The 22912-nt window shown below is 73.1% G+C and carries 19 protein-coding genes and 4 tRNA genes; 10 read left to right on the top strand and 13 right to left on the bottom strand.

Annotated features, from left to right (window positions below):
• Positions 1 to 321 precede the first annotated feature (321 nt).
• Together ABZ885_RS00285 and hrpA are read right to left on the bottom strand one after the other, a co-directional pair.
• Positions 322 to 395: transfer RNA gene (locus ABZ885_RS00285), tRNA-Asp, on the bottom strand.
• A gap of 120 nt (positions 396 to 515) precedes the next feature.
• Positions 516 to 4439 (bottom strand): ATP-dependent RNA helicase HrpA, encoded by a 3924-nt coding sequence (hrpA, locus tag ABZ885_RS00280; RefSeq protein ID WP_360181238.1) that lies wholly within the window; start codon positions 4437 to 4439, stop codon positions 516 to 518.
• Between the two features lie 331 nt (positions 4440 to 4770).
• Between hrpA and ABZ885_RS00275 the strand changes: the two genes are divergently transcribed.
• Entirely contained in the window at positions 4771 to 5361 is a 591-nt protein-coding gene (locus ABZ885_RS00275; RefSeq protein WP_360181232.1) for a hypothetical protein, read from the top strand.
• A 28-nt stretch (positions 5362 to 5389) separates the two neighbouring features.
• On the opposite strand, the gene ABZ885_RS00270 is transcribed toward ABZ885_RS00275, so the two are convergent.
• On the bottom strand, positions 5390 to 6367 hold the full coding sequence (locus ABZ885_RS00270) for a LysR family transcriptional regulator (protein WP_360181229.1): 978 nt from the start codon (positions 6365 to 6367) through the stop codon (positions 5390 to 5392).
• A gap of 231 nt (positions 6368 to 6598) precedes the next feature.
• Between ABZ885_RS00270 and ABZ885_RS00265 the strand changes: the two genes are divergently transcribed.
• Together ABZ885_RS00265 and ABZ885_RS00260 are read left to right on the top strand one after the other, a co-directional pair.
• Positions 6599 to 7519 (top strand): zinc-binding dehydrogenase, encoded by a 921-nt coding sequence (locus ABZ885_RS00265; protein WP_360181226.1) that lies wholly within the window; start codon positions 6599 to 6601, stop codon positions 7517 to 7519.
• A gap of 77 nt (positions 7520 to 7596) precedes the next feature.
• Positions 7597 to 8664, top strand: coding sequence for an alpha/beta fold hydrolase (locus ABZ885_RS00260; RefSeq protein ID WP_360181223.1), 1068 nt, complete (start codon positions 7597 to 7599; stop codon positions 8662 to 8664).
• Here ABZ885_RS00260 and ABZ885_RS00255 read toward each other — a convergent pair.
• Entirely contained in the window at positions 8658 to 9203 is a 546-nt protein-coding gene (locus ABZ885_RS00255) for a Uma2 family endonuclease (RefSeq protein WP_360181220.1), read from the bottom strand. The genes ABZ885_RS00260 and ABZ885_RS00255 overlap by 7 nt on opposite strands.
• Before the next feature lie 292 nt (positions 9204 to 9495).
• Entirely contained in the window at positions 9496 to 10791 is a 1296-nt protein-coding gene (locus ABZ885_RS00250) for a plasmid pRiA4b ORF-3 family protein (RefSeq protein WP_360181217.1), read from the bottom strand.
• 19 nt (positions 10792 to 10810) lie between these two features.
• On the opposite strand from ABZ885_RS00250, the gene ABZ885_RS00245 reads away from it, so the two are divergent.
• The gene (locus ABZ885_RS00245) at positions 10811 to 11944 is read left to right on the top strand and encodes a hypothetical protein (protein WP_360181214.1); all 1134 of its coding nucleotides are present in this window, start codon (positions 10811 to 10813) and stop codon (positions 11942 to 11944) included.
• Between the two features lie 72 nt (positions 11945 to 12016).
• Here the strand turns inward: ABZ885_RS00245 and ABZ885_RS00240 are convergent, their stop codons facing one another.
• The 6 genes from ABZ885_RS00240 to ABZ885_RS00215 all read right to left on the bottom strand — a co-directional run bounded on the left by ABZ885_RS00240 (position 12017) and on the right by ABZ885_RS00215 (position 13844).
• Complete coding sequence (locus ABZ885_RS00240; RefSeq protein WP_360181211.1) at positions 12017 to 12442, bottom strand: cytotoxic translational repressor of toxin-antitoxin stability system; 426 nt, start codon at positions 12440 to 12442, stop codon at positions 12017 to 12019.
• Positions 12439 to 12855: a prevent-host-death protein gene (locus ABZ885_RS00235; RefSeq protein WP_360181208.1), complete on the bottom strand. Its 417-nt coding sequence runs from the start codon at positions 12853 to 12855 to the stop codon at positions 12439 to 12441. The genes ABZ885_RS00240 and ABZ885_RS00235 overlap by 4 nt, the downstream gene beginning before the upstream one ends.
• 181 nt (positions 12856 to 13036) lie before the next feature.
• Positions 13037 to 13110, bottom strand: a tRNA-Phe gene (locus tag ABZ885_RS00230).
• A 27-nt stretch (positions 13111 to 13137) separates the two neighbouring features.
• Positions 13138 to 13211: transfer RNA gene (locus ABZ885_RS00225), tRNA-Asp, on the bottom strand.
• Between the two features lie 57 nt (positions 13212 to 13268).
• Positions 13269 to 13341, bottom strand: a tRNA-Glu gene (locus tag ABZ885_RS00220).
• Between the two features lie 161 nt (positions 13342 to 13502).
• Positions 13503 to 13844, bottom strand: a complete 342-nt coding sequence (locus ABZ885_RS00215; protein WP_360181235.1) for a metallopeptidase family protein — start codon at positions 13842 to 13844, stop codon at positions 13503 to 13505.
• A 70-nt stretch (positions 13845 to 13914) separates the two neighbouring features.
• Here ABZ885_RS00215 and crcB (ABZ885_RS00210) point away from each other — a divergent pair, with 70 nt between their 5' ends.
• The 5 genes from crcB (ABZ885_RS00210) to ABZ885_RS00190 all read left to right on the top strand — a co-directional run bounded on the left by crcB (ABZ885_RS00210) (position 13915) and on the right by ABZ885_RS00190 (position 19912).
• Positions 13915 to 14475, top strand: coding sequence for a fluoride efflux transporter CrcB (gene crcB / locus ABZ885_RS00210; protein ID WP_360181205.1), 561 nt, complete (start codon positions 13915 to 13917; stop codon positions 14473 to 14475).
• Positions 14472 to 14903, top strand: a complete 432-nt coding sequence (locus tag ABZ885_RS00205; protein ID WP_360181202.1) for a DUF190 domain-containing protein — start codon at positions 14472 to 14474, stop codon at positions 14901 to 14903. Before crcB (ABZ885_RS00210) ends, ABZ885_RS00205 begins: the two co-directional genes overlap by 4 nt.
• Positions 14900 to 15274 (top strand): fluoride efflux transporter CrcB, encoded by a 375-nt coding sequence (gene crcB / locus ABZ885_RS00200; protein WP_360181199.1) that lies wholly within the window; start codon positions 14900 to 14902, stop codon positions 15272 to 15274. Before ABZ885_RS00205 ends, crcB (ABZ885_RS00200) begins: the two co-directional genes overlap by 4 nt.
• A 1351-nt stretch (positions 15275 to 16625) precedes the next feature.
• On the top strand, positions 16626 to 18872 hold the full coding sequence (locus tag ABZ885_RS00195; RefSeq protein WP_360181196.1) for a DEAD/DEAH box helicase: 2247 nt from the start codon (positions 16626 to 16628) through the stop codon (positions 18870 to 18872).
• A gap of 206 nt (positions 18873 to 19078) precedes the next feature.
• Positions 19079 to 19912 (top strand): TIGR02452 family protein, encoded by an 834-nt coding sequence (locus ABZ885_RS00190; protein WP_360181193.1) that lies wholly within the window; start codon positions 19079 to 19081, stop codon positions 19910 to 19912.
• 70 nt (positions 19913 to 19982) lie between these two features.
• Here ABZ885_RS00190 and ABZ885_RS00185 read toward each other — a convergent pair whose 3' ends face one another.
• Both ABZ885_RS00185 and ABZ885_RS00180 read right to left on the bottom strand, forming a co-directional pair.
• On the bottom strand, positions 19983 to 20318 hold the full coding sequence (locus ABZ885_RS00185) for a hypothetical protein (protein WP_360181190.1): 336 nt from the start codon (positions 20316 to 20318) through the stop codon (positions 19983 to 19985).
• A gap of 161 nt (positions 20319 to 20479) precedes the next feature.
• The gene (locus ABZ885_RS00180) at positions 20480 to 21598 is read right to left on the bottom strand and encodes a hypothetical protein (RefSeq protein ID WP_360181187.1); all 1119 of its coding nucleotides are present in this window, start codon (positions 21596 to 21598) and stop codon (positions 20480 to 20482) included.
• Positions 21599 to 21711: 113 nt separating this feature from the next.
• Here ABZ885_RS00180 and ABZ885_RS00175 point away from each other — a divergent pair, with 113 nt between their 5' ends.
• Positions 21712 to 22869: a low temperature requirement protein A gene (locus tag ABZ885_RS00175; protein ID WP_360181184.1), complete on the top strand. Its 1158-nt coding sequence runs from the start codon at positions 21712 to 21714 to the stop codon at positions 22867 to 22869.
• The last annotated feature ends 43 nt before the right edge of the window (positions 22870 to 22912 follow it).

Below are 22912 nucleotides of genomic sequence, written 5' to 3'. Positions count from 1 at the left end.
CGCTTACCGGACTCCGCCGGGTCCGGTAAGCGGCCCCTTTGTCATGCCTCACGGACCGGCCAACCGGTCGGAATGCTGAACTCCAGATAACGATTTGATGCCCGTGAGGCGGGGGGGATTTACAGTTAATAGATGTACAATTTTACATATTAAATTACTGGGACCTTGGCGGGGGTGCCGGGGAGTGGGTCCCGGGAAAACATGAGTGACGACGATCACACGGACGGTTACTTGTGGTCTAGACCTAGTCAGGTGTAAAGGGGCGTCCGATGAAACGGCGAGAGGCCCGGAACCAAACGGTTCCGGGCCTCTCGGCAACGGCGATCCCGACGGGACTTGAACCCGCGACCTCCACCTTGACAGGGTGGCGAGCTAACCAACTGCTCCACGGGACCAGAGTTTTCTGATCCGTTCGCTTTGCTTGCCGCGCTGCGAACAAGACAGATCGTAGCCCATGTGGGGCCCCCAGGTCGAACCGGCTCCTGAGGGCCCCCGGCCCGCTGAGCTGGGCGGCCTCACAGCGTCGCCCGGGCGGCCTCCATCGCCTTGGTGATCCGCTTCTCCGAGACCGGCGTCGGCGTGCCGAGCGACTGGGCGAAGAAGCTGACCCGCAGCTCCTCGATCATCCAGCGGATCGCCCGCACCTCCGGGGAGGGCTCCCGCCCGGCCGGCACGGCCGCCAGCAGCTCCCCGTACTCCTGCTGCACCTGCTGGACCTTCAGCAGCTGCTGCGCGTCCCGCTGCGGGTGGTTGGGCAGCGCCTCCAGCCGGCGGTCCACCGCCAGCAGGTAGCGCTTGAGGTCCGGCAGCCGCTGCCAGCCGGTCTCGGTGACGAAGCCCGGGTGCACCAGCGAGGCCAGGTGCAGCCGGACGTCGTTCACCGCGGACAGCAGCACCGGGCTGCTCACCGACTTCAGCCGGGTCGACGCCTTGTGGAAGGCGATCAGTGCCGTCGCCGTCTTCAGCGTGGTGTCCGCCGACAGGTCGTACAGGTCGGCCCGGACCTTGTCGTGCAGCTTGCCGAAGGCCGCCTCGTCCCAGGCCGGACCGCCGGCCAGCGTCATCAGCCGGTCGGTGGCGCAGGCCACCACGTCCTCGAACAGCGCCGGGACCGAGCCGTGCGGGTTGTACGAGAGCGCCAGCTTGGCCTGGTTGCCCAGCCGGCCCTGGATCGACTTGGCGGGAGAGTTGGTGCTCAGCACCAGCAGTCGCCGGGTGCCCTCCCACATCGCCCTCTCCTGCGCCTCCGGGGTGTCGAACAGCTTGATGCCGACCGCGTCCCGCTCGTCCACCAGCGCCGGGTAGGCGCGCAGCGAGTGGCCGTGCGAGCGCTGCTCGAAGGTGCGCTGGAGGACGGGCAGGGAGGCCGGCCAGGCGGTCAGCCCGGACTGCTCGATGCCCCGGCCGGAGGCGGCCGAGGAGAGCGTCTCCTTCAGCTTGGGCTTCAGCCGGAGCCGCAGGTCCTCCAGGTCCTTGGACTCGGCGAGCTTCTTGCGGCCGTCCACCACCCGGAAGGTCACCTTGAGGTGCTCCGGCACCCGCTCGTCGTCCCAGGCCTCCGGCGGGACGGTGACCGCCGTCAGCCGCTTGAGGACGTGCTCCAGGGTCGGCAGCAGCGGCTCCTGGCGGTCCTTCACCTGGCGCAGCGCCGCCTTGGCGAAGTCCGGCGCCGGCACGAAGTTGCGCCGGATCGCCTTGGGGAGGGACTTGATGTAGGCGGTCACCAGCTCCTCGCGCAGGCCGGGGATCTGCCAGTCGAAGCCCTCGGCGGTGACCTGGTTGAGCACCGGCAGCGGGATGTGGACGGTCACGCCGTCCGCGTCGCTGCCCGGCTCGAACTGGTAGGTCAGCCTGAAGCGGAGCTTGCCCTGCTGCCAGTGGTCCGGGTAGTCCGCCTCGGTGACGCCGTCGGCGGCGTCGTTGATCAGCATCGACTTCTCGAAGTTGAGCAGGTCCGGCTGGTCGTGCCGGGCCTTCTTCCACCAGGAGTCGAAGTGCCGGGTGGAGACGACGTCGTCCGGCAGCCGTTCGTCGTAGAAGTCGAACAGGGTCTGGTCGTCGACCAGGATGTCCCGGCGGCGGGCCCGGTTCTCCAGCTCCTCGACCTCGCTGAGCAGCTTGCGGTTCTCGGCGAAGAACCGGTGGTGGGTCTCCCAGTCGCCCTCGACCAGCGCGTTGCGGATGAACAGCTCGCGGCAGAGACCGGGGTCGATCCGGCCGTAGTTGACCTTGCGCTGGGCGACGACCGGCATCCCGTAGAGGGTCACCTTCTCGTAGGCCAGCACGGCGCCGGCCTTCTTCTCCCAGTGCGGCTCGCTGTAGCTGCGCTTGGTGAGGTGGCCGGCCAGCGGCTCCACCCACTCCGGCTCGATCTTCGCGTTGATCCGCGCCCAGAGCCGGGACGTCTCCACCAGCTCGGCGGACATCACCCAGCGCGGCGGCTTCTTGAACAGGCCGGAGCCCGGGAAGACCGCGAACCGGGCGCCGCGGGCGCCACCGTACTCGCGCTTCTCCACGTCGAACAGGCCGATGTGGGAGAGCAGGCCGGCCAGCAGCGACTGGTGGATCCGGTCGGCGTCCGGCTCGGCGTCGGGATGGGGCTCCTCGATGGTCACACCGAGCTGCTTGGCCACCGTGCGGAGCTGGGAGTAGATGTCCTGCCACTCCCGTATCCGCAGGTAGTTGAGGAACTCGGACTTGCACATCCGGCGGAAGGCCGAGGAGGAGAGCTCCTTCTGCTGCTCCCGGACGTAGCGCCACATCGCCAGGTAGGAGAGGAAGTCGGAGGTCTCCGACTGGAAGCGGCGGTGCCGGTCGTCGGCGGCCTGGCGCTTCTCGGTGGGGCGCTCGCGCGGGTCCTGGATGGAGAGGGCGGCGGCGATCACCATGACGTCGCGGACGCAGCCGTTCCTGTCGGCCTCCAGGACCATCCGGGCCATCCGCGGGTCCACCGGGAGCTGGGCCAGCTGCCGGCCGAGCGGGGTGAGGCGGCGGCGGACGTCCTTCTCGTCGGGGTCCAGCGCGCCCAGCTCGTGCAGCAGGTTGACGCCGTCCTTGATGTTGCGGGAGTCCGGCGGGTCCAGGAACGGGAAGGCGGCGATGTCGCCGAGACCGGCGGCGGTCATCTGGAGGATGACCGAGGCCAGGTTGGTGCGCAGGATCTCGGCGTCGGTGAACTCGGGGCGGGAGAGGAAGTCCTCCTCCGAGTACAGCCGGATGCAGATGCCGTCCGAGGTGCGGCCGCAGCGGCCCTTGCGCTGGTTGGCGCTGGCCTGGCTGACCGCCTCGATCGGGAGCCGCTGCACCTTGGTGCGGTGGCTGTAGCGGGAGATGCGGGCGGTGCCCGGGTCGATCACGTACTTGATGCCCGGGACGGTGAGGCTGGTCTCGGCGACGTTGGTCGCCAGCACGATCCGGCGGGAGTGGGAGCGCTGGAAGACCTTGTGCTGCTCGGCCGAGCTCAGCCGGGCGTAGAGCGGGAGGACCTCGGTGGACTTCAGCTTCAGCCGATTCAGCGCGTCCGCGGTGTCGCGGATCTCCCGCTCGCCGGAGAGGAAGACCAGGATGTCGCCGGGCCCCTCGGCCTGCAGCTCCACGGCGGCGTCGCAGATCGCCTGGATCTGGTCGCGGTCCCGGTCGGCGTCGGTGGAGTCGTCCTCGGCGTCCTCGTCGAGGATCGGGCGGTAACGGACCTCGACCGGGTAGGTGCGGCCGGACACCTCGATGATCGGGGCGTCGCCGAAGTGGCGGGCGAAGCGCTCCGGGTCGATGGTCGCCGAGGTGATGACGACCTTGAGGTCCGGGCGGCGGGGCAGCAGCTGTTTGACGTACCCGAGGATGAAGTCGATGTTGAGGCTGCGCTCGTGCGCCTCGTCGATGATCAGGGTGTCGTACTGGCGCAGCTCGCGGTCGGTCTGGATCTCCGCGAGCAGGATGCCGTCCGTCATCAGCTTGACCAGGGTGTCCTGGCCGACCTGGTCGGTGAACCGGACCTTCCAGCCGACCGCCTCGCCCAGTGGCGTCCGCAGCTCCTCGGCGACCCGCTCCGCCACCGTCCGGGCGGCGATCCGGCGGGGCTGGGTGTGGCCGACCAGGCCGCGGACGCCGCGGCCCAGCTCCAGGCAGATCTTCGGGATCTGGGTGGTCTTGCCGGAGCCGGTCTCGCCCGCCACGATCACCACCTGGTGGTCGCGGATCGCGGCGAGGATCTCGTCCTTCTTCTGGCTGACCGGCAGCTCGGCGGGATACGTGATCTCGGGGACGGCGCCCCGGCGCCGCTCGACCAGCAGCGCGGCGCGGTCGATGTCGGCGGCGATCTCGGCGGCGATCTGCTGACGCGCCCCGGGCTTGCGGACCCGGCGGGCCCCCTCCAGCCGGCGCCCGATCCGCACCTCGTCGCGCAGGGTCAGCTCGGGGAGACGGGCGGCCAGCTCGCCGATGCCCGGTCCCTGGGCAGGGGCGTCGGCGGACTGGACTGCGGGAGAACTCACTGCGGGCATCCCTCTAGGTTCGCAAGGAGGCGGGGTGGAGCGCACCCCGGTTTTTGAGCCCCTCCAGTGTCACAGCCGCCGCCGCGGATGTGCGAACCCCGTCCGGGGCGGCGCGGGCGGGTGCGGGGGGTCGGCGCGGGTCGCGGGGGTGCCGACGTCGGGGGCGGTGTCCGCGTCGGGTGCGCGTCCCTCGCCCGGTACGCCGTCCCCGTCCGGGGCCGGGGCGTCCGGGGCCGGGGCGTCCGCGGCGCCGGGCCGGGATCCGCTCACGCCCACCGAGGTGCTGGTCGCCCAGGGGCAGGCGGGCGGCACCACCTGGCAGGCCCGGGCCCAGCTCTGGCCGCACCCGGAGACCATGGGCCAGGCGCTCGCGCAGCAGGAGAAGTGGCCCGCGAAGCAGCGCAACACCGAGCTCGCCTCGCCCTCGCCGGGCCACCCGATGGCGGACCGCAGCCCGGCCGAGCGGCTGCGACTGATCTACCCGCCGGGGACCGACACGGTTCGGGTCTTCCTCACCGTCGCGGGAACGGAGACCGAGTCCTCGGCGAGCCGGGTGCCGTCCCCCGACGGGCGGCCGCCCGGCCCCACCGGCGGTGGGGCCGGGCGGTCCCTGGAGGGCAGCCTGCTGGGCGTCAAGGGCGGCGGGGCGGGAGGCGTCCCGGTCCTGGTGGCCCCGGTGGGGCCCGATGTCGCACGGGTGGTGGCGGCCTGGTCCGACGGCACCAGCACCGAGGCGGTCCCGGTCGTGCTCGGGGACTCGCCGATGCGCTGGATCGGCCTTCCCGGGAAGCCCGGCGTCCAGGCGACGTCGGTCAGGCTCCTCGGGGCCGGTGGCGCCGTGCTGGCCACGGACACGCAGTGGTTCCACTGACCGGCGTCGGCGGGCGGCCGGTCCGGGCTCAGCGGCGCAGGGCGTCCTCGTCCGGGCCGGGCAGCCAGTCCCGCGCCGGGTCGTACTCCAGCCACCGGCTGTGCCGTGCCTCCTCGCCGAACGCCCCCAACAGCGGCTCCAGTTGGGGGTGCGGCCGGGAGTCCTCCTCGCGCCAGACCAGCGACCAGGCGTAGAGCGGGGTGGGGTCGGCCAGCGGGACGGTCCGCACACCGGGCCGCCCCGCGGTCGCCGCCGGATGGTCGGGCAGCGGGCAGTCGGCGGGGAGGAGGGAGAAGCAGGCCGGGTCGGTGCGGACCCGCTCCACGAAGTGCTCCAGGCCCAGGTTGGTGGAACCCGTCCGCGCGGCGATGCCGAACTGGTCGGCGAACCGGGTCAGGAAGTCCAGCCGGTCCACCGCGGCCGGGTAGCGCAGCACGCTGTCCCGCAGGTCGGCGGGGCGCAGCACGTCCCGGCCGGCCAGCGGGTGGTCGGTGCTGAGCAGCGCGTCCACCGGCTCCAGCCGCACCAGCCGGTGGGCCAGCCCCGCGTCCCGGCCGTCCGGCAGCGGGTGCACCCGGCCGAACCCGGCGTCGCTCTCGCCGCGCAGCAGCGCCGCCGCGACCGAGGGCAGGTCCCGCCCCGGGACCGGCTCCACCTCCAGCCCCGGCACCCCCTCGACGGCCTGCGCGACCGTCCGCATCGGCGCGTACAGGTGCCCCCAGACGTCGATCCGGAGCGGGCGCCGGGTGCAGGCCACCGCCGCCACCGCGTGGTCCCCGTGGACGAGCAGCCGCCGGGCCGGCTCCAGGAACCGCCGCCCCGCCTCGGTCAGCCCGACCCCGCGGGCGTCCCGGTCGAGCAGCCGCGCCCCGAGCGCCGCCTCCAACCGGGCCACCCGCTTCGACAGCGCCTGCTGGCTGATCGCCAACCGTGCGGCGGCGCGCCCGAAGTGCAGCTCCTCGGCCGCCACGGCGAACGCCCGGACCTGGGCGAGATCGAGATCCATGGGGGCTCAGCGTACGGGCTCGTGCTCCGGTGGCCTTCCTGTGCTGTTGGCAGGCGTTCGGTGGAGCGGGCGGGTGGTGGTGGGCGGGCGTCCGGTGGGCGGGCCGTGCCGACAACGATCGGTTGTCGTGCCGCCCGGGCGGTTGTTGGACCGGGTGCGGGCGGCAGCGGTCTGCTGGGGGCACCACCTCGCCCGTCCCGCCGGCGAGGGGCCGAGGGAGGGCGAAGGATCGTGAAGGCACTGACACCGACCGGCCGGGCGGACGAGACGGTCCGGTTCGCCGAGGTGGACCAGCCGCGGCCCGGGCCGGGCGAGGCGCTGGTGAAGGTCGAGGCGTTCTCGGTCAACCGCGGCGAGACGTTCCAGCTGGAGGCCCCCCGGCCGGGCTGGCGGCCCGGCAAGGACATCGCCGGCCTGGTCGTGCAGGCCGCCGCCGACGGGTCGGGCCCGGCCGTCTGCCGCCGGGTGGTCGGCCACCCGCCCGCCGGCGGCTGGGCCGAGTACGTGTGCGTGCCGACCGCCTCGCTGGCCGAGCTCCCGGACGAGCTGGACAGCGTCCGCGCGGCCGCCCTCCCGCTGGCCGGGCTGACCGCCCTGCGGCTGCTGCGCACCGCCGGCGCGCTGGCCGGCCGCCGGGTGCTGCTGACCGGCGCCTCCGGCGGCGTCGGCCACTACGTCACCGAGCTGGCCGCCGCCGCGGGCGCCGAGCTCACCGTGGTCACGGCCTCGGCCGAGCGCGGCCGGCGGCTGGCCGAGCTGGGCGCGGCGGAGGTCGTGCACGAGGTCGGCGCGGCGCGCGGCCCGTACGACCTGGTGCTGGAATCGACGGGCGGGCCGGACCTGCCCCTGGCGCTCGCCCGGCTGGCCAAGCGCGGCACGCTGATCTGGTTCGGCCAGGCCTCCCGGACGCCCGCGACGCTGGACTTCTTCGGCTTCTTCGCCGGCCCGGAGTCCGCCACGCTGCGGCACTTCCACTACGCCGACTCCGACACCGCGGACGGCACGGACCTCGCCACCCTGGTGCGCCTGGTCGGGGAGGGGCGGCTCACCCCGGAGATCGGCCGGGTCGCGCCCTGGACGGAGACCGCCGCCGTCCTCACCGACCTGCGGGAGCGCCGGATCCGCGGCAAGGCCGTGCTCACCCTGTCCTGACCCCGCCCCGTTCCACCCGCCGGACCTGACCCCGCTCCACCCGCCCGACCTCCGTCCCCGAACAGAGAGCCGCTCCGATGACCGCCGCCCCCGACCTGTCCTTCCTCGACCACCCCGCGCTGCTGCCGGCCTTCGTCGAGGAGAACCGTCCGCGCGCCACCGGCGCCGGGCTGGACCCGCACGAGTACACCCGCGTCACCGCCGCGCTGCCGTCCCTGCTCGGGTGGCCCGAGGCCTGCCGGGCCGCCGGCCTGCGCCACCTCGCCGCCGCCGACCAGGCCACGGCCGAGGGCCGCCGCCGGACCGCGGGCGAGGCCTACCGGACCGCCGCCCGCTGGTTCCACTTCGCCGCGCTGCTGCCGCACCCCGACCGCGCGGCCGCCGCCCGCGCCGCCACCGAGGCGGACGAGGCGATGCGCAGCGCGCTGGCCCGCCTGGAGCCGGCCGCCGAGCGGATCGAGGGCGGGTCGTTCGCGGGCTGGCTCCGCCGCCCGGCCGGGGACGGGCGGGCCCCGGTGGTGGTGGTCGTGCCGGGCATGGACTCCGGGAAGGAGGAGTTCCACGCCGTCGCCGAGGCGCTGCTGGCGCGAGGCACGGCCGTGTTCGCCATGGACGGCCCGGGCCAGGGCGTCCTCGCCGCGACCAGCACCCCCGACCCGGACTACCACCGCGTGGTCGGCCGGGTGATCGACGCCCTGGCGGCCCGGGACGGCGTGGACGCCACCCGGGTCGGCGTGATCGGCCTCAGCCTCGGCGGCTACTACGCCGCGGTCACCGCCGCCCACGAGCCCCGGGTCCGCGCCACGGCCGTGGTCAGCGGCCCGTACCGGCTGGACTGGGACGCCCTGGTCCCCTTCGTCACCGCGACCCTGACCCAGCGCTGCGGCGGCCCGGAGGCCGCGCGCGCCTTCGCCGACCGCATCGACCTGACCGGCCTGGCCCCGGCGATCACCGGCCCGCTCCTGGTCGTCGAGGGCGGCGAGGACCGGATCCCCGGCGTCACCACGGCCGAGTCCCTGGCCCGCCACGCGCCGGACGCCACCCTCCTCCACGTCCCCCACGGCAACCACCTGCTCGGCAACGCCCTCGTCGACTGGCTCCCCGCCACCGCCGACTGGCTCACCACCCGGCTCGCAGCTCAGTAGGGCAGCAGCGCCGTCGTGACCAGCTCGAAGTCGAACGGCGGTGGAACGTGCAGCGTCTCGCCGAACTCGATGTCCTCGCGACGGTGGTACTTCGTGCCGTCCGGCCGGCTGAACAGGGTGACGGTCTTCTGCCGGGCGTCGACCAGCAGGTAGAGCGGGATGCCCATGAGCGGGTAGTCCCGCACCTTCCCCACCCAGTCGTTCTCCGGGTTGGAGGGGGAGACCAGCTCGACGGCGATCGCGGCGAGCTCGGCGGGGACCTGGTTGTCGGTGGTCTCCAGCGCCTCACCCGGCAGGTAGCTCAGGTCGGGGTTGCGGCTCTTGCCGACGTTCGGCGAGACCAGGTCGGTGTTCTCGCTCGGCAGCAGGTCGGCCGGGGCGTGTGCGTCGAACTGGCGGCGCACCACCAGCAGGTTCCGCTGGTGGATGCCCGACGGGCTGACCATCATGACGATGGTGTCGCCCGAGATCTCGACCTTGAACCCGTCTGGCAGGTTCCTGCGGGCTTCTTCCAACAGGGCGAAGTGCTCTGGGTTCATGTCCGGTGCCTTCCCGGGCGAGCCGACCGGGTTCTCAGCCTAGTCGGCAGCGCTTCTTGGCGGGTGTGACATGCAGAAGGCCTCGGAGAGTGAACTCTCCGGGGCCTTCCTCGTACGGTGGCCAGGGCCGGGGTCGAACCGGCGACCTTCCGCTTTTCAGGCCAAGCCGGAGCGTCGATACGCCCTGTTTTGAGCGGTTCTGCCGTCCGTGGAAGTGCGGCTACGGACGGCATGGTGCACGGCGGTTGGCATCAGCGTTGGCGTCAACCGGAGTCACGGGACCGGACCGTGCTCACCAGCCGAGAGTGCGCAGTTGCCGGTTGGTTTCGCGCAGGTCGAAGCGGGCCGGGTCGAAGTCGGCTGCTGTCTCGATACCGAGCCAGCGCAGCAGGTCCTCGTGCTCCGGGTGGGCGGAGTCGTGGAGGGTCCGCTTGAGTTCTTCGTACCCGCCCGGGCCGCCGCAGTCCTCGGGTGGGCAGGCTCCCGCTCCGTCCACACAGGCGGGATAGTGGTGGTCGGCATCGGCTGCCATCTGGTGTTCGACGGTGATGCGGTGGTCCCACGAGTCGCCGAAATCGTAGGTGTAATCGAGGGGTGCCCCCTCCTTGGCGACAGTGTCCAGGGTGGCGGTGGTCTCGTCGATGAAGTCGAGCTCGGACGAGCGGCGCCCGTAGTCGACGCCGTTCGCGCTGAACGCGTGCAGGTGGCAGTTCTGCCAGCCCATCGCCGCCTGGATGACCCGGTGCAGGTTGTCGAGGCGGATACCGACCGGCACCTGGACGCGGCGCCACACCGCAGGCTGATCCACATCGGCGAGCTGGATGCGAAGCTGGTAGACGGGGTCGCCGGGGCGTGGCTCCCCGCGCAACCGGGCCATGGCTTGACGGCCGGCCGAGGTGAGAGCGACGGACTTGCCGGTCTGCTGGGCGGCCCCGAGGCCATTGAGCGTGGCGAGGAGGCGGTCCACGTCGCGGTCGTTGCTCTGACGCAGGAGGCGAAGGCGGTCCTCGGGAAGGTCGTCGAGGACGAAAAACCCGGACAGCGCCTCCCACACCGCAGTCCGCAGCTTCTGCTCCGGCACCGGGAGGTCCGTGGCGTAGAGGCTCGTCAGCACCGCCCGCAGCCCGGCGGGGTACTCCTCCGCGAACATCGAGCCGAGCCACCCGGAGGGGAGTACCGCCTCGCCGATGCGCGGCAGGGCTTCGAACATCGCGTCGAGGATGCGCTCGGGATCCTCCAGTACGCGCGCGTTCTTCTTGACGGGCACCAGGCGGCCGCCGGTGACCCGCAGCAGCCGGGCCGCCTTGGCCCATTCGACCAGCAGGTTCAGGTGGTACAGCTCCTGGCTGGACTTGGTCTTGAAGGTCCTGTCACCGATGGCCGGGTCGATGGTGTCGCCGGTCTCCAGGAGTGTGACCAGGGCCCGCGCGTCCGCGAGGGTGACCTTGCCCATCTGGGTGAGCTTGCGTCCCGCGCCCATCCAGCTGACGAGACCTCGGACCTGCTCGACGGTGCGTGGCTGCTCGGGTTCCATCGCCGCTTCCTGTCTGCTCTGGGCTTGACGGATCTCATCATCGAGGATCGGCATTCCCGTTAGGGTCCCAGCGATGAGCGAGTACCAGTACTACGGGTTCCTGGCGATCGACCGACCGCTGACCAGCGACGAGCAGGAGCAACTGCGGTCGCTGTCCACCCGGGCCCGGATCACCGCGACCAGCTTCACCAACGAATATCAGTGGGGCAATTTCCGCGGTGACTCTCGGCGGATGGTGGAGCAGTACTACGACGCCCACCTCTACCTGACCAACTGGGGCACCCATCAGGTGATCCTGCGCCTGCCCAAGGGGCAGCTCCCGCTGCGGGCACTGGAGCCGTACTGCTTCGACGAGTACGTCGAGGCGTGGACGACCAAGACCCACCTAGTCCTGGACCTGCGCAGCGAGGACGAGAGCGGGGACTGGGACGAGGGCGCCGAGGACTCGCTCGGTGCCATCGCCGGGGTTCGAGCCGAGTTGGCCGCTGGAGATCACCGTGCCCTCTACCTCGCATGGCTGTCCGCCATCGGCGCCTGGGCATTCCAGGAGGACGACGAGGAGGCTTACCGGGCAGCGGTCGAGCCCCCGGTCCCGGCCGGGCTCGACCGGCTCACCGCACCGCAGCGGGCGCTCGCGGACTTCCTGCGGGTCGACGCCGATCTGCTGGCGGTCGCCGCCGAGGCCAGCCCGCCCGCCCCCGCACCTCCGAAGCGGCCCGGGAAGAAGAAGCTGGCGCCACTGATCGCCGCGCTTCCCGAGAAGGAGAAGGATGGCCTCCTGTTGCGTCTCGCGCTGGGGGATGAGCCTCAGCTGGGAGCCGAACTTGTGCGCCGGCTGCGCGGCGAACCGTCTGCCGTGACGGTGTCGGGCCAGCGCTCCGTCGCGGAACTGCTGGACGCGGCGCATGCGCGAGTCACGGAACGCCGACAGCGCGCCGAACGGGTTCGAGTCGAGGCGCGAGCGATGAAGCTGACTGCTCTGGCCGCCGAGGAGGGAGCGATCTGGCACGAGGTCGAGAACCATGTCGCTCGTAAGCAGGCGGCCCGTTATGACAGCGCCGTGGCTCTCCTGGTCGTGCTCCGTGACGCCTGTGATCACGTGGGGCGCGGCCTTGAGTTCCGGCAGCGGGTGGCCGCGCTCCGCGAGCAGTACCGGCACCTGCCGGGCCTGCTGCGCCGGCTCGACGATCGGGCTCTGCTGGGCTGAAGCCCGTCCTTGCCGTGTGTGGGGCTCGGGGACGGCCACCAGTAGCCCCGGGCGGCGATCCAGCGACTGGTGTCAGCGACCCTCGGTCCAGAACTGCTGGAGTCGCTCGATCGCCTGGGCCCTGTCCAGCTCGGCGACCTGGCCCTCGGTGAGGCCGACGCGGTTGATCAGCAGGTAGACCAGATCCACGGGGATCGCCTCGCGTGGTGGCTCGGGCGCGCCTCGATCGGGAAGCGTGCCGTCCAGGACGCACGGCCAGAAGACATCCTCTGTCACGTCGAGCTGATCGCGGAGGATGTGCGCCCACATGCTCGCGCCGTACGCGGTGCGGTCGACCGGATGCGATACCCGAGTGCGCAGGATCCGTCCATCGGGGAGCCCGAACTCATAGGTGATGTGGTGGGTACCGGTGCGACCGCGCGCGTCACGTACGCGATCCCAGCCTTCAACCTTGCAGAACTGCTCGTGCCGTTCGCGTGTCGGCTGAGGCCAGGTCACTTCGCGACTCCGAGCAGCCAGTCGCGGAGCTGCGCGTCGTCGCTGAGGCCGATCAGCTGGACCAGGCCCCAGTTGTCACGGTGGTTCGGAGCGCTCAGGAGTCGGTCCTGCCAGTCCTCCGCATACTCGCGGAGCGCGTCGACCATCTCGTCGATGGCCTCATCGAACGTGCCGCCGTCCGCGGCGACCGGGAGGCCAGGGAAGAACACCGACCAGCCGCCACCCTCTGCGACCACCTCGGCCTTGGACGGACACAGCAGCGTGAGGGCGTGGCGTAGCCGTCCCGCGTCGACCACCGCCGCGTACTCGGTGTCGCGGCGAACGGTCGCGACACGGCCCTGCCCGGCTGCGTCGAGCAGATCCTTCAGGTGCGCTCTGGCTTCGGTGTAGCTCTCGTAGTGGACTGCTGTCATCGGAAGCCTCCTCGTCCGAGAACCAGGGTCGCCCGCGCCCGTGAAGTACGTCAAGTACGTCACGTACTCGCTCGGCGGGGCCGTGAGGGGAGTGACCGTCCGCTGCGCCGTTGGCGTCAAACGGCACGAAAATGCCCCCGAAGCGAGCTGCTTCGAGGGCATCGTGCCTGGTCAGGCTATGTGGCCAGGGCCGGGGTCGAACCGGCGACCTTCCGCTTTTCAGGCGGACGCTCGTACCAACTGAGCTACCTGGCCGTACTGCACCGCCTCTTGCGAGACGAGCGATCCCGACGGGACTTGAACCCGCGACCTCCACCTTGACAGGGTGGCGAGCTAACCAACTGCTCCACGGGACCTGGTGTGGTGTCGCTCCACATAGGTCTTGCTCTACTGCACTTCACTACGGTACTGCGTGCCCCCAACGGGATTCGAACCCGTGCTACCGCCTTGAAAGGGCGGCGTCCTGGGCCACTAGACGATGAGGGCTTGTGGTCCGTTCGGCTGTTTCCAGCGTTCCGGGGACGTCGAGAAGCATATGGGATGGCGAGCCGAACGCCAAAACGGGTTTCGGCCGACCGGGCGGGAGGGGGTGGGGGCGGTGTGGCGGGGCGGCCGCGGGGGCGGCCGCGGGGCCGTGGCGGCGGGGGTCAGGACCAGCCGAGTTCGTCGAGCTCGTGGTCGTCGAAGCCGAAGTGGTGGGCGACCTCGTGGATGACGGTGGTGCGGACCTCGTCGACCACCTGTTCGCGGGTGTCGCAGTGGCGCAGCGTCGGGCCCAGGTAGACGATGATCCGGTCGGGCAGGACACCGGCGTACCACTCGCCCCGCTCGGTGAGCGGGGTGCCCTCGTAGAGGCCGAGGAGTTCGGGGTCGGAGGGGTCGGGTTCGTCCTCGACGAAGACCGCGACGTTGTCCATCATGGCCGCGAGCTGCGGGGGAATCTGGTCCAGGGCGTCGCTGACCAGCGTCTCGAACTCTTCCCGGGTCATCTCCACCGGATCATTGTCGGGTCTGGGGTGACGGTGTGCCAGGCAGTCGGGGCCGGTGTTTCATGGCTCCATGACGACCTGGGACGGCGCAGTGGGCGACGTGGTGGGCGGCTCGGTGGACAACGCGGTGGACGGTTCGGAGGGTTCGGGCGGCGTGGACGGCTCGGGCGGTGCGCCGCGGGTGGCGTCCCGGCCGCCCGTGCCGCGGCGGCCGCCGGTGCTGCGCGGCCAGGGGCCGGCGGTGGCGGTGGTGGCCCTGGGCGGCGCGATCGGGGCCTCGGCCCGGTACGGCGCCGGGCTGCTGTGGCCGGGCGGGCCGGCGGACTTCCCGTGGACCACCCTCGTGGTGAACGTGGTGGGCTGCGCGGTGATCGGCGTGTTCCTGGTGGCGGTCACCGAGGGGCGGCCGGCGCACCCGCTGCTGCGGCCGTTCTTCGGGACGGGCGTGCTGGGCGGGTTCACCACCTTCTCCACGTACGCCGTGGAGATCCGGCGCCTGCTGGTGGAGGGACGGCCGGGCCCGGCGGTGGCCTACCTCGGGCTGACGCTGCTGGCGGCGCTGGCGGCGGTCTGGGCGGCGGCCGGGTTGACGCGTCGTCTGATGGCGCGTGGTGGAAGGGAGAGGCGATGACCAGACTCACCGGGCCCGCACTGCGGCTGACCGTGCTGGTCGGCGAGAACGACCGCTGGCACCACCGGCCGTTGTACAGCGAGATCGTGCACCGGGCGCGGGCCGCCGGGCTGGCCGGGGCGAGCGTGTTCCGGGGGATCGAGGGCTTCGGGGCCTCGTCGCTGGTGCACACGGCGCGGCTGCTGTCGCTGAGCGAGGACCTGCCGGTGGCCGTGGTGATCGTGGACACCGAGGAGCGGGTGCGGGCCTTCCTGCCGCAGCTGGACGAGCTGGTGGCGGAGGGCCTGGTGGTGCTCGATCCGTGCGAGGTGATCCGTTACGCCGGGCGTGGGCGGGACGGTGCGGCCGGTCAGCCGGCTGCCGGGGCCGGCGAGCGCGGGGCCGGCGAGGGCCCGGGCGGGCGGCCCGGGGCGGGGGGCGGGGCGTGAACTGGCTGTTGGTGGTGGCCGGGGCGGTGGTCGGCGCGCCGCTGCGCTACCTGACCGACCGCGCGGTGCAGTCCCGGCACGACTCGGTGTTCCCGTGGGGCACCTTCGTCGTGAACGCCTTCGGCTGCCTGGTGCTCGGACTGGTGACCGGGGCGGTGGTGGCGGGCGCGGCGTCCTCGCGCGTCCAACTGCTGCTCGGGACGGGGTTCTGCGGGGCGCTGACGACGTACTCGACCTTCTCGTACGAGACGCTGCGACTGGCCGAGAGCGGGGCGGGGCGGTACGCGCTGGCGAACGTGGCGGGCAGCGTGGCGGTGGGGCTGGCGGCGGCTTACGCGGGGGCGGGGCTGGCCTCGGCGCTCTGGGGCTGAGCCGGGCGGGTCGGGAGGGTCGGAACGAGAGGGGCCGGAGAGGCCGGAGGGGCATCAGGGGCTGCCCGGGCCCCTGGGGAGCTGGGGGCTTCTGTGGCTCCTGGGTGGGTGGTTCGCCTCGGTTCACCCCCGGTGCGGCTGCGCCGGCCGGATGGTGCCGGGGGCTTCCTGCCGGGCAGACCGTGTCCCGTGCCCCGGGGCGCGCGTTGGGCACCGGAAGTGGCCGGGCACGGTGCACGGCCGGTGAACGGCCCGGGTGGGGCGGCGGAGAGGGAGCGCGGTGGCGGCGATGCGTGCGGTGCGTGAGGTGCCTTCGGCGCGTGAGGCGCGCGACGTGCGGGAAACGCGCGACGTGCGGGAAACGCGCGACGTGCGGGAAACACGCGAGGCACGTCCGGTGCGGCAGATGCGGACGGTTCGCCCGGCGGTGGTGCGGGCGGTGGCGGTCCGGCAGGCCGCGCCGCGGGCGGTGGCCGTGCGGAACGGTGTGGTGCGGGCGGCGGCGGTGCTGGCGGTGGCCGGGCTCGGCCTGACCGGGTGCATGTCGGTGGGTCCGGCGGCGGACGCGAAGCACGGCGCGGTCCCGATGGGGCAGGCCGGGTCGCCGGGCAAGTCCGCGGGCGGCGGCTCGGCCGCGCCGAGCGGGGGCAGCCACCAGGGTGGTGCGTCCGGGCGCCCGGAGCGCACCGGGGGCTCTCAGCCGGGGAACACGCCGGGGGCGGGTCTGACCTCGGCACCGGGCGGGGCACTCCCCGGCGTGAACGGTGCGTCCGACGGCGCCTCCGACGGCGCGGGGACCATGCCGGGCGCGGTGCCCGGCGAGACCGCGCCCGGCGCGAACGGGGCCGCCGGGGGCGTGAGCGCCGGCACCGGGCCTCAGTCGGGCGGCTCCTCCTCGGGCGGTTCCTCCTCGGGCGGGGCGAGCGGCGGAGCCGCCGGTGGCGCCGGCGGTACCGCCGGTACGGGGAGCGGGACCGGCGACGGGCGGTCCGGCGGCGGCACGGTCACCAGCCCGCCGGCGACCCCCACCGGGCGGCCGTCGGCCACCCCCGAGCCCGGGCACACCACGCCCCCGCCGACGGACCGGCCGACCCAGGAACCCTCCGCCGGAAGCTCCGGATCTTCGGCCCCCACCGTCGGACCGGGCGGGCATTAGCGGTCTGGCCAGCGCATTTGCCTCCGATCCCGAGGGTCCTCTATGGTGGTAGATCGTTCGTTTGATTCATTTGACTGGCGCCCTATTCCCATCTGGCGCCCTTGGCGCGTTCCGGCGATCCGTGGCTGACCGCATAGAGGCGGTTGTGAAACAGAACCCCGGACTTTGGCGCGTGCCACTTCCGGAAGGTTTTGCATGTCTCTCGTTGACGACGCCCGCTTCGCCATGCCCGCGAGCGAGTCCGCCGCCGATGTCACCACCCCCGAGACCGACGCCGAGCTGATCGACGTCACCGTCGACGCCGCCTCCGCCGAGGTCGTCGCCGAGGCCACCGAGGCCGTCGAGCGCGCCGCGGACGCCGAGGCCGCCGCCGAGGCCGAGGAGGCCGCGGAGGACGCCGAGCCCACCATCACCTTCGGCGACCTGGGCCTGCCGGACGACGTCGTCCGGGCCCTCGCCAAGCGCGGTGTGACCACCCCGTTCCCGATCCAGGCCGCGACCATCCCGGACGCGCTGGCCGGCAAGGACGTGCTGGGCCGCGGCCGCACCGGCTCCGGCAAGACCCTCAGCTTCGGCCTGCCGCTGCTGACCCGCCTCGCCGACGGCGAGCGCACCCGGGCCAAGTCCCCGCGCGGCCTGATCCTGGTTCCGACCCGCGAGCTGGCGATGCAGGTCGCCGACGCCCTGGAGCCGTTCGGCTCGGTGCTCGGCCTGCGCCTCAAGGTCGTCTGCGGCGGTACCTCGATGTCCAACCAGATCTACGCGCTGGAGCGCGGTGTCGACGTCCTGGTCGCCACCCCCGGCCGTCTGCGCGACCTGATCAACCGCGGCTCCGCCAAGCTCGACGCCGTCCAGGTCGCCGTCCTCGACGAGGCCGACCAGATGGCCGACATGGGCTTCCTGCCCGAGGTCACCGAGATCCTCGACCAGGTGCCGGCCGGCGGCCAGCGCCTGCTGTTCTCCGCCACCCTGGAGAACGAGATCGACACCCTGGTCAAGCGCTACCTGAACAGCCCGGTCACCCACGAGGTCGACCCGTCGGCCGGGGCGGTCACCACCATGACCCACCACATCCTCGTGGTGAAGCCCAAGGACAAGGCGCCGATCACCAACGCGATCGCCGCCCGCAAGGGCCGCACGATCATCTTCGTCCGCACCCAGATGGGCGCCGACCGCGTCGCCGAGCAGCTCATCGAGGCCGGCGTGAAGGCCGACGCGCTGCACGGCGGCATGACCCAGGGCGCCCGCACCCGCGTCCTCGGCGACTTCAAGGACGGCTACGTCAACGTCGTCGTCGCCACCGACGTCGCCGCCCGCGGCATCCACGTCGACGGCATCGACCTGGTCCTCAACGTGGACCCGGCCGGCGACCACAAGGACTACCTGCACCGCTCCGGCCGCACCGCGCGCGCCGGCCGCTCCGGCACCGTCGTCACCCTGGTGCTCCCGCACCAGCGCCGCGGCGTCTTCCGCCTGATGGAGGACGCGGGCGTCGACGCCTCGCGCCACATCCTCGACCACGCCTTCGACGCCGAGGTGGCCCGGATCACCGGCGCCCGCTCGCTGATCGAGGTCCAGGCCGAGAGCGCGGCCGGCATCGCCGGTGCCGCCGAGCGCGAGCTCGCCGACATGACCCGCCAGCTGGAGCGCGCGCAGCGTCGCGCCACCGAGCTGCGCGAGGAGGCCGACCGCCTGGCCGCCCGTGCCGCGCGCGAGCGGGCCGAGCTGGGCATCGAGGACGAGGCGCCGGCCGCCGAGGCCGACTCCGCCGAGGCCGCGCAGGCCCCGGCCGAGACCGCCGCGCCGGTGGCCGAGGAGCGCACCCCGTCGTACCGCGAGGCCCGGACCGAGCGCCCGGCGTTCAGCCGCGACCGTGACCGTGACGACCGTGGTGGCCGTTCGGGCGGTTTCGGTGACCGTGACCGTGGTGGCTTCAACCGTGACCGTGACGACCGCGGTGGCCGTTCCGGTGGCTTCAACCGTGACGACCGTGGTGGCCGTTCGGGTGGCTTCGGTGACCGTGACCGTGGTGGCTTCAACCGTGACCGTGACGACCGTGGTGGCCGTTCCGGTGGCTTCAACCGTGACGACCGCGGTGGCTTCAACCGTGACCGTGACGACCGCGGTGGCCGTTCCGGTGGCTTCAACCGTGACGACCGTGGTGGCTTCAACCGTGACCGCGACGACCGTGGCGGCCGTTCCGGTGGCTTCGGCGACCGCCCGGCCCGCTCCTTCGGTGACCGTCCGTCCTTCGGCCGTGACCGCGACGAGCGCGGCGGCAGCAGCCGTCCGTTCTCCCGCCGCGACGACCACCGCTCCGGTGGCCGCCCGCAGGCCTCCGGTGGCTTCAACCGTGACCGCGACGACCGTGGCGGCCGTTCCGGTGGCTTCAACTCCGGTGGCTTCAACCGCGACGACCGCAAGCCGCGCTGGAAGAACTGACGCCGCGCGCGTGACGCGCAGCAGGCACTGACCGCGGGCCCGCTCCACTTCGGTGGGGCGGGCCCGTCGGCGTTCCGGGGGACGGTTCCGGTCGGCGGCCGGTTCGCCGCGCGGCCGTTCGCCTCTCGGGCCCTGTCCGCCCTGTTGTTCTACCGGTGAGAATAACCTGTGGCGCGCGGGCGGCCCGGTCCCGTACGGTCGCGGACATGAGCAGCAGACTGCATCACGTCGCGGTGGTGAACGAGGAGATCGTCGAGCGGGGGAGCTACCGGGCGGCCGGGGGCGAGCTCGTTCGGGTGGCGGAACGGCTGGCCGTGGCCAGGGAGGGGACGGTGTCGTACACGCCGGAGGCGCTGGACGCGCTGGTGCGGGCGGGTGCACCGGGGCCGGGGCCGGCCGCCGGCGCCGTGGAGGTGACGGCCGAGGGCAGCATCGAGGCTGCCCGGAGGCTGGTCGGGGCCGGGGCGGGCCGGGTCGGGGTGCTCAACTTCGCCTCCGCGCGGAACCCGGGCGGCGGCTACCTGCGCGGCGCCCGCGCGCAGGAGGAGGACCTCTGCCGCAGCGCCCTGCTGTACACCTGCCTGTTGGAGGCATCGGACTACTACGCGGCGCACCGCGCCTCCACCGACCTGCGGTACAGCCACCGGGTGATCGTCTCGCCCGACGTGCCGGTGATCCGGGGCGCGGACGGCGGGCTGCTGGCGCGGCCGTACCCGGTCACCTTCCTGACCTCGCCGGCGCCCAACGCGGGCCAGCTGGAGCGGCGTTCGGCCGGGGCGGACGTGCGGGCCGTGCTCGCCGAGCGGGCCCTCCGGGTGCTCGCCGTGGCGGCCCGGCACGAGATACCGACGCTGGTGCTCGGGGCCTGGGGCTGCGGGGTGTTCCGCAACGACCCGGCGCAGGTGGCCGAGGCCTTCGAGGGGGCGCTGGCCCGGTACGGCGCGGCCTTCGAGCGGGTGGTGTTCGCGGTCTGGGACCGCACGCCCGTCTCGGCGAACCGGTCCGCCTTCGAGGCCCGGTTCGGCGCGGCCGTCGGGTGACGTGCGGCCGCGCCGCCGGAGCGGGCTGGTGACTGAGGACTGAGGGGGCGTCAGCATCCCCGTGCCGGGGTCAGCGCTTGCGGGCCGTCAGGGCGGTGGCGGCGGTCGAGGCGGCGGCGACCACGCCGGTGACGGCGAAGACGGACGGCCAGGCGCCGATCTTCTTCGCCAGCGGGTGGGAGCCGCCGAACGCGGCCACGTAGAGCCCGGTCAGTGCGGCCGCGGTGGCCGCGCCCGAGCTGCGGTGCCACTGTGCGGCGGCACCCGCCCCGGCCACGGCCAGCACCGCGCCGCCCAGCTCGCGCCTGCCCGTCCAGCGGGCGACGCCGTAGCCGCCGACCAGGCCGCTCGCGGCGGTGAGCGCGGCGGGCGCCGCGGTCGAGAGCACGTTCGGGATCCTCGCCATTGCCGACTCCACTCCTGCAGATTCCCGGACTCCGTGGACGTCTCGACCATAACCCGCCCGCCACGCCGTCCGGCGGGACGGTACGCCGTGCCTCCGTGGGCGCGGCGCATGCCCGGGCACGCCGTCCGCCCCCTCGCCGTCCGCCCCCTCGCCGTGCGTTCCTAGCGGAAGGCCTGCTCGAAGGGGTGCGCCGGTGCGGTCCGGGAGAGCAGGTCCGCGGCCTCGGCCGGCGCCAGCACCCGCTCCAGCCGGAGGTCCCCCGGGACCTGCGGGATGAACCGGCCGGCCGACCAGCTGCGCTCGTACGGCTGCGGCTCCAGCACCAGGGTGCGGACGCCGTCCACCACCGGGACGTCGCTGGGCGTGCCCTCGTTCCAGATCCACGAGCCGTCCGGGGCGAGCAGGTTGAACGCGCCCAGTGCGGTGACCCGGCGCCCGTCGGCCTCCTCGGTCCGGCTGAGCGCGACCACCTCCGGGTCCGGCCGGGCGCCGGGCAGGTGGCCGCCGCCGATCAGCAGCTCGGCGAGCAGCGTGTGCAGCTGGAAGTTGTCGGTCAGGCCGTCCATCCGGACCAGGTAGCCGGTGCCGCTCGGGCGGTCCAGCACCAGCAGCGGCTCGTCGTCCAGCGTCTTCATCAGGTAGAGCACGCCCTTGAGGTCGTGCTGCTCCTCGCCGTACCGCTCGATCAGCTCGGCCAGCACGTCCGTCACGCCGGAGGTCCGGGCCGAGGTGCGGACGGCGGCGTGCGTGTACACCGCGAACGAGGCCATCTGCCACAGGTGCAGCGTCCACCAGCCGATCACCGCGCGGTGGGCGGGCCACCCGTCCGGGTCGTCCGGGTCGGCGATCCGGGCGTGCGCCTCCCCCGGGCTGTCGGCCTCCGGGTCGGGCAGTTCGCCGCCGCCGGTCTCCTTCCAGCGCTCGCTCATCAGCAGGGCGCCGGTCAGCGCCTCGCGCAGGCCGGCGAGCACCTGGTCGGCGCAGGCCACCGGGTCGGCGCCGCGCTCCACGCAGGCGCCCACCATCATCGCCAGGCTGGCCCGCTCGAACGGCGGGGCGTCGGGCAGCAGTGCGGCCAGCCGCGGGCCGACCGCCGCCGACTCGCGGGCACCGGCCGGTCCGAGCAGCCCGCCCACCAGGCGGAACGCGGCGTCGAACCGCTCGATGTCGGCGGCCTCGTTCGCCGCCTCCAGGTCGGTGATCGCGCTGTCGAGGGCCGGCTGCTGACGGTGGGACGGATCCGCGGATCCGTCGGGCGAGGGAATTCGGTCGGACACCATTCGTGGCAGCATAGGCGTCCGATCTGACGCGCTGTCCGGCCGGGGCGGGCGAAAGGGTGTCCGAGTGTTGAAAACGCCCTCGCGGAACGGGCGGTGTGCCGCATACTCGCGCGGTGACCGTGCCCGTGCCCAGAACCCTGCCGGCCCCCTCCGCGGCCGAGGCGGAACCCGCCCTGCGGGTGGCCCCGCTCGAACTCTTCCTCGACCTCGTCTTCGTCTTCACCATCACCCAGCTCACCGGGAGCCTGGTCCACCACCTCACGGCCGGCGGCCTCGCCCAGGTGGTGGTGATGCTGGCGGTGATCTGGTGGATGTACGACGCCTTCATCTGGCTGACCAACGCGATGCCCCCCAGCACCCACGGCCGCCGCGGACTGCTGCTCCTCGCCATGGCCGGGTTCCTGGTGATCTCGCTCTCCGTGCCGCACGCCTTCGAGGGCAGCGGCGCGGCCTTCGGGTGGGCGTACCTGCTGGTCGTCGCCGTGCACACGGGCATGTTCGCGGCCTCCGGCGTGGCCCTCGGCCCGGTCCTGCGGATGGGCGGCCTCAACCTGCTGAACACCGGCCTGGTGGTGACCGGCGGCTACCTCACCGGCACCACCCAACTCGCCTTCTGGGCAGCGGCCTTCGCCCTGCAGTTCGCGATCCCCCGGCTGGTCGACCTGCCCAGCTTCCAGCTCCGCGCCGACCACTTCGTCGAACGCCACGGACTGGTCGTGATCATCGCGTTCGGCGAGTCGGTGATCGCCATCGGTGTCGGAGCCGGCACCGCCGAGCTCGGCGCCGCGCTGATCGCCGTCGCCCTCCTCAGCCTCGCCGTCTGCGTCGGCCTCTGGTGGGCGTACTTCGGCCGCGACGACGACGCCCGCGCCGAACACCACATGGCCGCGCTCCCCTCGGACCGGCGCAACCGGCTCGCGGTCAGCGTCTACAACCTCGGCCACTACGGGCTGCTGCTCGGCGTCCTGCTCTTCGCCACCGGCGTGAAGTCCGCCGTCGCCCACCCCGCCGCCCCGATCACCCTCGCCCAGGCCGCCGCGCTGGCCGGCGGCGTCGCGCTCTTCCTCGTGGTGAACACCGCCGTCCGCCGCACCTTCGCCCTCACCCCCAACCTGCCCCGCCTGCTTACGGCCGCCCTGCTCACCCTGGCCGTCCCGCTCGGCACCACCGTCTCCGCCCTCGCCGAGGTGACCGCAACGGCCGCCGTCCTCGCAGCCGCCTTCGCCTACGAGGCCTGTCGGCCCCCGGTGACAGACTCACCCCGTGCCTGACCACGTGGTCACGGACGGCCTCCACCGGGTGCGCAACGTCGCC

It is taken from the genome of Kitasatospora sp. NPDC047058, from assembly GCF_040643935.1.
Classification (GTDB): Bacteria; Actinomycetota; Actinomycetes; order Streptomycetales; family Streptomycetaceae; genus Kitasatospora.
Note: the sequence above shows the minus strand (reverse complement) of the source record. Positions and strands in the feature narration are given on the sequence as shown.